This is a genomic window from Halobacillus sp. (genome assembly GCF_049282395.1).
Lineage (GTDB): Bacteria > Bacillota > Bacilli > Bacillales > Halobacillaceae > Halobacillus.
In genome coordinates this window covers 1-12,470 of record NZ_JBAPTY010000401.1, presented here as the reverse complement: position 1 = coordinate 12,470, position 12,470 = coordinate 1, and the positions used below count along the sequence as shown (strand labels likewise).

Sequence of the window (12,470 nt, the reverse complement as noted above, 5' to 3'; positions counted from 1 at the left end):
GCCGTCTTATTTGCTGGTGCATCAGCATTGATGTTTGGTTGGTTCTCAGTAATGACAATTTATTCCAACCTTTTCAGTTAATGAACTAAAAAAGTGTGATACTTATTTTAAGTATCACACTTTTTTTATGTTTCACAATACTTGTACGTTCTGTACAAGCATCTTTAAATGATACTAAATGATTACTCTCCAGGTTCAATAAGCTGTTTGTTTTTATTAAAGAAATACCTGTACATAGCGAGAGTTACAAACATAGCGCTTATGGATACTGAGGAAAAAATACTTAAGGATATAACCAGCTGATATTTAATAGCCATTACTGGTTCAACCCCTCCCAGTATTAAACCAGTCATCATTCCCGGCAGTTGTACCAGTCCAATGGTTTTTAAACGATCCACGTTTGGAATCAGAGCAGCATGCAGCGTTCTTTGTACAATCAAATGGGAGGCTTGTTTTGGCTCAGCTCCCAGTGAAAGCGCAGCGAGCAGCCGTCCATTGTTATCTCGAAATTCACTTTTCATTCTTTCTAATGCCAGTCCCATGGCTACCATACTGTTCCCAATCACCATCCCGCTCATAGGAATAACTTCTGACGGACGGAATTGTACCATGTCAAAGACCAGCCACATCGTGAGGACACACCCCTCTACAAATATGAGACTTATAAAAATGACAGGTAATACGTAGGGAAGCTCTTTTCCTTTTTGTCTGGCATGAAAGGCAGCAATAATAATCATTATTCCCACCATTAAGGGGATCCCCACATTGGCAGGCAGATCAAATAAATAAGTCAATATGTATCCAATTGCAAATAACTGAACAGTGCCCCTGAAAGCAGACCATAACACATTTTTACCCAGTCCTAATTGGTAAAAATACGAGAGGGTTAAAGGGATAACAACAAAAATGATAAGAAAAAACAAAGACTGATTTGAGACTTCTGGCGTCAAAGCGTTCACATCCTCTATCCTTCAATAAATTTAAGCAGTTTTTCGTTTTTTGGGTGGTCAAGCATATCGGGAATCGTTCCATCTTCCTGAAGATTACCATCCATAATAAAGAGACCTCTGTCACCCAGTCTTCGAGCCTGATTCAAATTATGAGTGACCATCACCATAGTCATATCATGTTCCTTAATTAATCCTTCGAGCACTTCTTCAATTTCTTCAGCAGTTTGATAATCAAGGGCGCTCGTCGGCTCATCAAGTAACAGAACCTCAGGTGAATTTGCAAGTGTACGGGCTAATGATACACGCTGCTCTTCGCCACCGGACAACTGGCTTACATCTTTATGAAGATAGGAGGATGGAAGCTGTACATATTCAAGTAAGGTCTCAGCATTTTTTTGTTCCCACTCCCCGAATAACGAAGGACCATATTTCAGATTATCTAATACTGTGCCTGGAAAAAGGTGAGGAGCCTGAAGTACCAGCCCTACATTTTTTCTTAACTCAGTTACCGAATAATCTTTAATTGATTTTCCATTAAAATAGATGGTGCCACTATCGGGCTCACTTAAACGATTAAATAAATATAACAAAGTACTTTTTCCTGCGCCTGAAGGGCCAAACAGGATTACTTTTTCTTTCTTTTTGATCGTAAATGTAAGGTTAGTTAATGGATCTTGACTGACTTTCTCAAAACGAAACATGACATACCCTCTCTTTAAATAATGATTATGTATGTATCCTTACCCTGATAGCACAAAAAATATGTGATTAAATATAAAAGAGCCATCATGAGAAACTTCATGACGGCTCTTAGATTTACTATTATTAATCTTCACTCTTTCCGAAATCATAAAACCGGAACAAATCACCGTAAATAATGTTGTCTGAATACTGTAGTTCCTGATCGACCTTCTCTTTAATAGGAGTACATTGATTTGCTTTCTCTCCCTCTAAAGGGGCTCCGCTCTCACGGTCAAAGCAAGTTCCATCGGCGAAGATATATTTTTCACTCACAAAGCTTCCATCTCTCATAGCAATGAAGTCCTTTCCTTTTTCTGAAAACATGTTGTCTCCAAAGGTGAGGTCCTCTTCATTGTTAATCCCTAATAAATGTAACAGGGTAGGTTTAACATCAATTTGCCCCACTACCTCTTCACGTACTTCTCCATTTTCATATCCTGGAATATGAATCATGAAGGGTACTCGCTGAAGTTGAGTGTGCTCATAAGCATTAATTTCTTTTCCTAGAAATTCTCCAATTGCTTTATTATGAAATTCACTAATTCCGTAGTGATCCCCCATTAAAACAATGATTGAATCTTCATAAATACCTGAAGCCTTTAGCTCCTGGAAGAATGACTGCAATGCTTCATCCGTATAGCGTGCTGTTTGAAAATAATGATTCAGAGTCTTAGAGCCAGAATCATACTGATCAATATTCGCTTTTTCTTCAGGTAGTTCAAAAGGGAAGTGATGCGTTAATGTGATAAACTTGCTGTAGAAAGGCTCCTCCTGTTCTTTCAAGTACTTAATGGATTGATCAAAAAAAGCTTTATCTTCAAGTCCCCAGCCAAACGAATTCTCCGGCGTGACTTCAAAGGATTGTTCACCATAAAATTGATCGTAACCAAGGTTGTCGTACATAACATCCCTGTTCCAGAAACTTTTATTATTTGAGTGGAATACAGAGGTTTCATAGTTCTCATTATTTAAAATTTCGGGAAGGGAATGGTATTCATTCTGTGCATGTGTAAAATAGACGGCTCCTCTTCCGAGTGGATACAAAGAATTTTCAATGATAAACTCTGAATCGGATGTTTTCCCCTGTGCGGTCTGGTGATAAAAATTCTTAAACCAGATGGTATCTTTACTCTCTTTTAAATCGTTTAGGAAAGGGGTTGCTTCTGTACCATTAATTTCAGAGTCAAATAAGAAGTTCTGAAAAGATTCCACACTGACAAAAATTACATTTTTATCTTCTGCAATTCCGTATAATGGTACATCTTCGTTATTACCATCCGGAGAGTTGTTATCTAAATACGACTCAATTTCGCTGATTTCACTGCCGTCCGCAAGTACACGCTGAGCTTTTGTTTTAGTTTGCATTGAAGCATCGTATAGATGGTAGTTGTAGACGCCAATATTCTTCACCAAATATTCTCTGTCAAAAGCGCGTACAAAAAGCATAGGTCGTTCCATTTCAGCGAGTACTACATTTCCTGCTAGCAGGAGGAAAGTAACAGCTGTAGCTGCAATTTTACCAGTTCGCGGTAAATTAATGGACAAACCAAATTTCTTTTTACTTAAATACCAAATTATTGCAACATCCAAAAACAGAAGCACATCCTGCATGTGCAGAAGCGTTAAAAAGCTTCCCGTGAGGTCTGCTGCATTATTTCCTTGAAAAAGAACCGGAATTGTAATAAAGTCTGTAAAATTCCGATAGAATATTAGATTAATAAACAGGATAAGTGATCCAATTAGAGAGGTCCATCTCAAGTATTTCATCTGTTGTGCAGGATTGAGCCAAACACTTATAGCAAAAATGAGGTAGGCACTCGCAATTGGATTTATCAGCAGAATAAATTCCTGCAATGGATTTTCAATGGATAAGTCGAACATAAACCTGTACACTAAATATGTCTTTATTCCAAATAAAATCGTAGCTATTATAAATAAAGGCATGCGAAACTTATTCATTTGCATGTTGGTTCCTCCTCAAAAATACACCCCTCTGGTTAATTCTCTTACTTTTATTTAACCAGATCTTCTAACTCCCTTTACAAATTCCACTTATAATGTTTTATTAAACAGTTTCATTGTATATGACGAAAATTCTATCACAAAAGTTTCAAAAAAAGTAGGTTTTAAGAAATTTGTTAGCTGATTGTTAAGCGTAAGTAATCCACCCGACATTATCCAATATATGTATGGGAGCTGTTATCATATGAAAAGAAAGGTGGAGCTTAGTCAGCTCCACCTTTTATTGATTAGCCTTAACTAAAAATGCCGCTCCAATTACTCCAGCATCATTACCTAACTTTGCCAAATCAAAGCTTGTTGCTTCAAACGTTCTTCGCAAAGCATACTTTTTATAAGCTGATTTCAAGGGATCCAGTAATTGGCTTCCCGCCTGTGAAACTCCCCCACCTATCACAATTTTTTCAGGATTAATCGCAATAGCAAGATTGGCGATCGTCATTCCCAGTAGGTCCGTAACTTTGTTAATCACCGTTTCTGCCGCTTCATCTCCCTGCTGTGCAGCTTCAAAAACATCTTTTGCTGTCAGCTGATCAGACGGGATGTTTCGTAAGATGCTTGCAGGAGTAGTTTCGATACTCTCCTTTGCTAATCTAACAATTCCTGTAGCTGAAGCTAACGTTTCCAAGCAGCCAGTTTTACCGCAATTACAAGGAGCACCACCTTCAGGTACTACTGTAATATGGCCAATTTCACCTGCGGTACCATTAACTCCGTTTAAAATCTCGCCATTAGCTATAATACCTCCCCCAACACCAGTGCCTAAGGTTACAGCAATAAGTTCTTGAGCTCCTTCACCAGCCCCCAGCCACTTTTCTCCCAGAGCTGCAAGGTTGGCATCATTATCCACCCATACAGGAAAACCGGTCAATTCACTTAATATGGCACCAAAATCATAGTCTTTCCAGCCGATATTTACTGCTTCGTGGATAAAACCGCTATTTGGATCAACAAAACCTGGTGCTCCGGCACCAATACCAGCGACTTGCTTCTTATCAATATGTAACTCTTCTAAAGATGCCTCCAAGGCATGGTGAATATCTTCAGGGATCCTCTCTCCACCATTCTCTCTATCTGTATTAATTTCCCATTTTTTAACAATTTCACCATTGTCTTTAATCACTGCGAGTTTCACCGTAGTACCGCCGATATCAGCGGCAAGAAAAATATTTTTTTCCATTTAACGTTCCTCCCCTTGCTGGCGATCTTTTTCCTTTGCTATTTCTCCTCTTAATAATAAAAGAGCCATTTGAAAATCTTCTTTCTCCATACACTGGGAGCGATAAAGCTCCTTTACTTCATCTTCCATCAACTCTAAATCAGCCAGGCGATTGCCTACATAAATATAAGTACCGAACTTTTTTAAGTGCTGTTGAATATCGTAAATCGTTTTCATTATTTTATCACCTAATTCATTATATCAATAGCAGCGGGGAATTAAAATGTAAAACCCTGACCTATTCATCGGTCAGGGTCTTTTGGATGCAAGAAAGCCGGTCGTCTATTCTTCAAGGGGATCGGAGAACGGATGAGTACATCTCGAAAAGGTTTCCAGGCAAAAGGAAGAAAAGGCCATAAATAAGGTGTTTTAAATGTCTGCATACGTGATAGGTAAATTAACCAAAGTGTTACTCCTATGACATATCCTTTTACTCCAAAAAAACCTGTAATGAGCAATAATGCAAGTCGCGATAATCGGTCGGCAAGTCCAATTTCATAACTTGGGGTCGCAAAAGTACCTATAGCTGCCAATGATAAATACAATACTACTTCACTCGAGAAAAGCCCTACATCAACAGCCACCTGCCCAATTAAAATAGCTGCCACAAGTCCGAGTGCTGTAGCCAGTGAAGAAGGTGTATGAATAGCAGCCATCCTTAGCATATCAATGCCTACTTCTGCAATTAAAAATTGTAAAAGGAGAGGCACAATCCCAGAGTCGGTCGGTCCAATGAACGATAAGTCTTCCGGCAGAAGGTCAGGCTGCATGGAAAACAAAAAGTAAAGAGGCAGAATGAAAATTGAAGAAATAAACGCAATGAATCTGATCCATCGCAGGTAGGCTCCCACAAGTGGTTTCTGACGGTACTCTTCTGCGTGCTGCAGATGGTGCCAAAAAGTTGCCGGAGTTATCATAACGCTAGGAGAACCATCTATAATGATAAGAATATGTCCTTCATAAAGATGTGCTGCTGCTGTATCAGGCCTCTCTGTATAGCGAATGACTGGATAAGGATTCCAATGCTGGCCGCTTATAAACTCTTCAATTGTTTTTTCAGCCATTGGCAGAGCATCAGTATCTATTTCTTGAAGTACTCTCTGCAAATGCTCAATGCGTTCAGGATCTGCAATATCCTTTAAGTAACATAAACAGACGTCTGTTTGTGATCTACGACCGATTTGAGTATATTCCATACGCAATGATCGATCTCTGATCCGCCTTCTCGTAAGAGCCGTATTAAAAACAATGGTTTCTACAAACCCATCTCTTGAACCCCTGACTACTCTTTCTAAATCAGGTTCTTGAGGACCGCGAACAGGGTAGGTCCGGGCATCAATTATTATGATTTCTTCCATACCCTCTACCACTAACACCGTAGGTCCCGCTAAAACTGTGTCCGCTGCTTTATTAAGATCTTTTTCCTTATCTAATTCAATATAAGGAAGGTGTGTCTCCAGGAGCTTAGTTAAAGGGTCAGGATCTAATTGGTCAGGGTCCAGTTTTGAAAGAAGCTTCATTAAATAGTGAAGAATATCGTCTTTAACAAAACCATCGACCATAAATAGAGACATACCTCTGCCTGCATAAACAAGGTCTAGATGAATCATATCAAAGCTTTCTTCAACCCCTAGACGATCGCGGAGGTAGGCCACATTCTTTTCATAATTATCAAACAAAAGTTGCTTCTCTTCCATGTCGCACCTTCTTCCATTCCTCATAGAAGTTAGCTTTTGTTAAATTCAAGAAAACATACTTATATAAACAAATTGGGTTCAAGCATACTTAACTTTTGACGCATGTCCTCCTCTTTTTCTTCATAACTATCTATATACTGCTTAAATACTGAATAGGTGACGAAGGAGGTGACCTTATGAAAAAAGTATGGCTGTACTGGGTATTGGGTCCATTAGTATTCGTGATTGTACTAGCTCTTTATTCAAGTTATTTCAGAGATGATGCTGTTATCAAATACTTCCCGCTGGCTCAAGCAAGCACCTTCAGTTCTTATGACACTAAATTGGAATTTGAATCTCCACAGGATGAAGATGAGTACGAAATAAAATGGGAGATGTTTTCGGATAGCAATCAATCTATGTATTTAAGACAAGACGTATCGTTATTATATGTTAATGGAAGGTTAAAAGGCATCATGAATAAGTGGAAGGAAAATGCTTCTGTAATAGAAAAAAAAACCAGCCTTCATGGAGAGGATAGTAAGAGGTATGAGGCGATTAGCTTTCACCATGGGGAAATTCATGAAGGAGAAAAACCAATTCAAAGTATCCAGGCTACTTCAAACGCCACTCTTTATGTAATTGATTCACCGCTAACCAAACGGTCTTCCTTTCATGTACCTTCCACTCCTGAAGAAAAAGAGTGGAAAGAGACACTGGACCATAGCATCACACAGCAAATCGAAGCCCAGTGGAACGAACTGCTCCGGTATTATCAAATTCCTAAAAATCAATATACCCTTGTACCTTTAACACACCTCGGCGAGTTTAAAGGAAAACCCTTCCCGGGGACAACAGAAGAAAACTACGAACGTATAGAAGGTCAGCTATGGGAAGGACTATACAAAAATTATATTTTGGGGATTTCCGATGCAGAATCGTCTCATCCTATTCAAAGTTATATTCCATTAATTCTTTTTGATAACAATGGCAAACATTTAATGGTCCTGTTTGAAGATGATACAGGAAAAAAACATCAATTAATTCAGTACTATTGAAGCTCCTCGGTTAACTCCTGGAAATCCTGATTCTCAGGCCTTAAATCTACTGCTGTTCGGGCATGCTTGATAGCCTTGTTTTTCTCTCCCTTTTGCTGATAAAGCAGAGCTAAGTTATAATGAGCCTCCCCCATATCAGGGGAGAGCTCAACGACTTTTTTTAAATCCTCCATCGCTTTTTCAGGTTTACTTAATTGATTATAAGCGTAGGAGCGATTGAACCTTAATTCCGCTTCATATCTACCCGGATCAGCTAAAGCTTCAGTGGTTATCGAAACCACCTGGGTGTAATCTCCACTTTCGTTCAAATCTTGTGTTTGCTGTACTTGCCCCATTCTCTCTCCATCGTTAAACATCCCTTCAGTTCCTATGAAGGCCATCATGCCGAGAATAACGATATAGCAAGTAAGAGCAATGCCCTGGATCAACTTCTCGTTTCGCTTAGGAAGATTAAACGCAGTGGAAGCGATAAAACCTCCAATTAACCCTCCCATATGTGCGCCATTATCGACTTGAGGAACCATAATTCCAAAAGCAATATTTAACACAATAACGAATATTAAATTCCAACCCATTGTTTTAAAAAACAATTGTCTATGACGAACTCCAAAATACAGCAAAGCACCAAATAATCCAAAAATAGCCCCGGAAGCACCGGCCGCTACGTGAGGGTTTAACATGAAACTTGCAACTCCTCCAAAAATACCGGCCAATAGATAGATCACGGAAAAACGCCAGGTTCCATAAATGCGTTCAACCGCGATGCCGATATAATACAAAGCGAGCATATTCATCAAGAGGTGAAGCAAACCTATGTGAAGAAACATGGAGGATCCTATTCGCCACCATTCACCTTCCATGATGGCCGGGTTATACTTTGCGCCGAATTCAATCAATGTAGAAACAGATGTCGTACTCCCCTGAGATTCTACCAACATGAATAGAAGAATATTTACAGCCAGTAAAATGTAAGTCATCTGAGGTTTGCCGAATTGAAATAAAGACTGTACTTCTTGCTGCTTTTTCCGATGACTCGACACAATTTGCTGCTTTAAATATGGAATCATGGCTTCCATTTCATTATGCGATATTCTTTGTTCCAGCATAGGTTCCTCGAGTCTTAAAGCTTCATAAAACCGCTTCCGTTCATTATCTTTATTCTCGTCTGAAAAATAATATAAGTGAACGTTTAACTTCTTATCTTTGTTCATTTCTGAAACTACATTTTCCCATTCCTCAACTGGGGGAAATTCAGATACATAAATCGTATGCAGAATAACATTTCCGCCGCGATAAATTTGCCGATTTTGCTTTAACTGTTGATATGTAACTTGAAGATCTCTTTTTAGTTCATTTCTCCAATTAATTTGCTTATATTTGATTCGGATCACGTGGTTCTTCCACTTACCTGAGTACTCAAGCCAAGCTTCTTTATGTTCTGTATTAATATGAAGAACTTCAAACCCTTGATTCAGTACAAGATCATGAGTTACCTTCCAGAAATAAAAATCCTGTTCGATAAACATAGACTCACCTCCTTGATACTCTTTATCATATCATGATGAATTCAACCATCGCCATAAGTACGATTGACAAAAAAAGCTGCCTTTATGGCAGCTTAGAGTCAGGTCTATGAAACATCTGGGCAAGCAACTTTCTTCTTACCCATGGAACACTCATAGAAGTTTTAACCATACCTCTTCTAAGTAGAGGTACTTTTGTAACAATATCCAGCAAACGATAACGAAACTTATAAGCTCCATAAAGAATGGAGATCACTAACAAAGTCCATTTCAGAATTGGGTGCAACTCATCCACCTCATTTTAAACATTAGTTGATGAGTCTATTTTCACCAGATCTACACTCGTTATGCATCCTTATATTTATTTAAGACAGGTCCCATTGATTCTTTCAGGATAGATGCGGAACGGCTGAATTTTTGCTTCTCTTCATGATCAAGGTTTAACTGAATAATCTCTTTTATCCCTTTACGATTAATAATGGCCGGTACACCTATATACAAATCCTCTTCTCCATACTCTCCCTGTAGATAGCCTGAAATAGTCAATACAGCATTCTCATTGTGCAGTATGGCACGGGTGAGGCGAACGAGCCCCATGGCTATCCCGTAGTGAGTAGCCCCTTTACGCTCAATAATATGATAGGCAGCATCTCTCACTTGTGCAAAGATGGAGTCGAGATCCTCTACATGATATTTTTCAGGATGATCATGTATGCGATCAAATATAGAACGCCCCGCTACATTAGCATGGCTCCAAATGGGTAATTCAGAATCTCCGTGCTCTCCCATAATGTAAGCATGAATATTTTTCGAATCCACTTCGAAGTACTCGCTTAATTGAAATCTCAGTCTAGCAGTATCCAATATTGTTCCTGATCCAATTACTCGATGGACTGGAAGCCCTGAAAACTGCCAAGTCATATAAGTTAGAATGTCCACTGGATTTGTAGCAACTAAGAAAATACCATCAAATCCGCTGGACATGACGGATTCAACAATGGATTTAAAGATGGATGTGTTTTTTTCAACAAGATCTAAACGAGTTTCCCCGGGCTTCTGGTTAGCTCCGGCCGTAATGACCACGATATCAGCTGAACTGCAGTCCTCATAACTACCAAACCAGATTTTCTTATTGGAAGGTGCAAAAGCTAATCCATGATTTAAATCCATGGCATCTCCTTCAGACTTCTCCTTATTTAAATCAATAAGTACTAATTCATCTGCAACGCCTTGATTCAATAAGGCGAATGCATAACTAGACCCAACGGCACCTGTACCTATCAGGGCGACTCGGTTTACTCGTTCCATGCCATCAACTCCCTTGAATATTTTATTATACTCATTGTAAATCATACAATAAAAATTATGGGATCCGCACCCTCAATCTTTATGAACGTTTTGTTAAGGCTGTCTGGTTTTAGATAACCCTTTTTCCGTAAGAATATGATCTACTCTCTGGTCAAACTTCTCTATCGGCAGAGAAGAGACCTTTTGTGCCTCTGAAGCGATCATGATCGTCTCTCCATCAAATTCCTCTAAAAACCTATCATAATACCCACCGCCATAACCTATTCTATAACCATAATTATCAAAAAGCATGCCTGGAACTAAAAGTAAATGAATCTCTTTCTTTTTTACCTTCTCTGCAGCAGCAGGATTTGGTTCTTTCAATCCAAAATAAACGGTTTCCAACTGACCATAATCTTCCAATTTATAAAAATCCATCTCTCTGGTCTTAGGAATACATTTTGGGACAACTACCTGCTTATGCTCCTTCCACCCTTGATTAATAATAGGATATGTAGACCATTCATGTTCCTGAGATATAGTCATCCCTATCGTTTTCGCATTTTTCCATAGATCACTTTTGAATAAATGCTGATATAGAGCCGTTTGAATTGAATCTTTATTATCTCTGGAAAGGTTATTCAATGTTTGCTTACCTAATCTTCTCCACTCTTTTTTATCCATAACCCCAATCTCCTTTTAGAACAGGCTATCTTCAAAAATAAAATGAACAGCTGACTTTGAAAAGTCTTAATCAGCTCGGGAAAACGAGCGAGGAGGCTCGTGGTAAAAGTCGCCACATCCTGTGGCAACGCCGATCGATCCTACGTCGTGTAGGACCATAGGAAAGTGTTCAAATGTGGAATCGCCCCGAAAGACACGAACAGCATAAGCCGAGCATCAAAAGGATGGTGGTTTTTCCGTCCGTTGATGAAGGACTTATGTCTCGAGTGTCTGGGTGATGGAACAAGACGAGTTATTTCCCAACCAACCCTCGTCCCCATTTCAGTAACGGGCCAATTGTCTCGAAACTGAGTCTTAAACAATCTGGAGCTTTACTGAAAATAAATAATATAAAAAAAACAGTAGGAAATAATCCTACTGTTTTATTTAGTCTCACGGTGCAAGGTGTGTTTACCTAGACGAGGACTAAATTTACTTAGTTCCAAACGCTCAGGGTTTTTACGTTTGTTTTTTGTAGTAATATAATTACGGTCACCTGTTTCAGTACAAGCAAGTGTAATGTTTACACGCATTGTCTATCCCTCCATCATTCTGTCTTTCACTATATTTTTCATATTAAGAGACTTAATAATAGTAACAAAATTAACTTTCACGTGCAAGGTTAATTTTTGCCTCAGAATAAATCTGGAGCTGAAAATAAAAGCAAATTTCTTTCCATTAAATAGGTAAGAGAATATACTTTCTAATTTAAATCATATTGCTCCCCTTTGACGAGAAAAAAGATGCTTTCACCAATATTTGTTATATGATCTCCAAATCGTTCGATATAACGAGTAATATATGCCATTTGCATTACGTGTTGGACCTGCTCCTGGTTAATGGCAGTCATTTCAAGGAGGTTCTTAATAAGTTCCCCGCATTTTGCATCAAGAACATCATCCATTTCTCCTAATTTATCTGCCAAGGATATATCCTCTTGGTCAAAAGCTTTAACAGCTAAGTCAACCATATCCATTGCTAAAACAGCCATCTCTCTTAACTGTGGATCAATCGTAATATTATGCTCTTCACCTAAATGAATAGTAGCTTTAGCAATATTGGTCGAATGATCAGCCATACGTTCTAAATCAGATGAAATTTTTAATGCTGTGATTAGCTTTCTTAAATCTTTCGCCACGGGTTGCTGCCTAGCAATGGTCAGAAGGACAAAATTATTTATCCTTTCTTCCTGAGCATCTATAAGTGCATCATTTGTAATGATATTTTTAGCAGCTTCAATGTCTTGCTGATACAAGATATGAATGGCATTGTCT

Annotated in this window: 14 protein-coding genes; 2 read left to right on the top strand and 12 right to left on the bottom strand. The window is 38.7% G+C overall.

The window, feature by feature from the left end; translation table 11 throughout:
- Positions 1 to 81, top strand: an 81-nt coding sequence (locus tag WAM07_RS16855) for a DUF2759 family protein (RefSeq protein ID WP_422168570.1), incomplete at its 5' end; no start/stop codon positions are given.
- A 101-nt stretch (positions 82 to 182) separates the two neighbouring features.
- Here the strand turns inward: WAM07_RS16855 and WAM07_RS16850 are convergent.
- From WAM07_RS16850 to WAM07_RS16825, 6 genes are all read right to left on the bottom strand, one after another.
- Entirely contained in the window at positions 183 to 950 is a 768-nt protein-coding gene (locus tag WAM07_RS16850) for an ABC transporter permease (RefSeq protein WP_422168569.1), read from the bottom strand.
- Between the two features lie 14 nt (positions 951 to 964).
- On the bottom strand, positions 965 to 1,651 hold the full coding sequence (locus WAM07_RS16845; RefSeq protein ID WP_422168568.1) for an ABC transporter ATP-binding protein: 687 nt from the start codon (positions 1,649 to 1,651) through the stop codon (positions 965 to 967).
- Between the two features lie 124 nt (positions 1,652 to 1,775).
- Positions 1,776 to 3,656 (bottom strand): LTA synthase family protein, encoded by a 1,881-nt coding sequence (locus tag WAM07_RS16840; RefSeq protein ID WP_422168567.1) that lies wholly within the window; start codon positions 3,654 to 3,656, stop codon positions 1,776 to 1,778.
- A 277-nt stretch (positions 3,657 to 3,933) separates the two neighbouring features.
- Complete coding sequence (locus WAM07_RS16835; RefSeq protein ID WP_422168566.1) at positions 3,934 to 4,890, bottom strand: ROK family glucokinase; 957 nt, start codon at positions 4,888 to 4,890, stop codon at positions 3,934 to 3,936.
- On the bottom strand, positions 4,891 to 5,106 hold the full coding sequence (locus WAM07_RS16830; protein ID WP_422168565.1) for a YqgQ family protein: 216 nt from the start codon (positions 5,104 to 5,106) through the stop codon (positions 4,891 to 4,893).
- 65 nt (positions 5,107 to 5,171) lie between these two features.
- The gene (locus tag WAM07_RS16825; RefSeq protein WP_422168564.1) at positions 5,172 to 6,626 is read right to left on the bottom strand and encodes a spore germination protein; all 1,455 of its coding nucleotides are present in this window, start codon (positions 6,624 to 6,626) and stop codon (positions 5,172 to 5,174) included.
- A 176-nt stretch (positions 6,627 to 6,802) separates the two neighbouring features.
- On the opposite strand from WAM07_RS16825, the gene WAM07_RS16820 reads away from it, so the two are divergent.
- Positions 6,803 to 7,663, top strand: coding sequence for a hypothetical protein (locus WAM07_RS16820; protein WP_422168563.1), 861 nt, complete (start codon positions 6,803 to 6,805; stop codon positions 7,661 to 7,663).
- On the opposite strand, the gene WAM07_RS16815 is transcribed toward WAM07_RS16820, so the two are convergent.
- From WAM07_RS16815 to phoU, 6 genes are all read right to left on the bottom strand, one after another.
- The gene (locus tag WAM07_RS16815; protein WP_422168562.1) at positions 7,657 to 9,189 is read right to left on the bottom strand and encodes a rhomboid family intramembrane serine protease; all 1,533 of its coding nucleotides are present in this window, start codon (positions 9,187 to 9,189) and stop codon (positions 7,657 to 7,659) included. The genes WAM07_RS16820 and WAM07_RS16815 overlap by 7 nt on opposite strands.
- A gap of 82 nt (positions 9,190 to 9,271) precedes the next feature.
- The gene (locus WAM07_RS16810; protein ID WP_422168561.1) at positions 9,272 to 9,472 is read right to left on the bottom strand and encodes a hypothetical protein; all 201 of its coding nucleotides are present in this window, start codon (positions 9,470 to 9,472) and stop codon (positions 9,272 to 9,274) included.
- 59 nt (positions 9,473 to 9,531) lie between these two features.
- Positions 9,532 to 10,494 (bottom strand): L-lactate dehydrogenase, encoded by a 963-nt coding sequence (locus WAM07_RS16805; protein WP_422168560.1) that lies wholly within the window; start codon positions 10,492 to 10,494, stop codon positions 9,532 to 9,534.
- Between the two features lie 93 nt (positions 10,495 to 10,587).
- Positions 10,588 to 11,157 (bottom strand): 5-formyltetrahydrofolate cyclo-ligase, encoded by a 570-nt coding sequence (locus WAM07_RS16800; RefSeq protein WP_422168559.1) that lies wholly within the window; start codon positions 11,155 to 11,157, stop codon positions 10,588 to 10,590.
- Between the two features lie 422 nt (positions 11,158 to 11,579).
- Positions 11,580 to 11,729, bottom strand: coding sequence for a 50S ribosomal protein L33 (gene rpmG, locus WAM07_RS16795; protein ID WP_089749155.1), 150 nt, complete (start codon positions 11,727 to 11,729; stop codon positions 11,580 to 11,582).
- Between the two features lie 170 nt (positions 11,730 to 11,899).
- The coding region (gene phoU, locus WAM07_RS16790) for a phosphate signaling complex protein PhoU (protein WP_422168558.1) at positions 11,900 to 12,470 on the bottom strand (571 nt) is incomplete at its 5' end.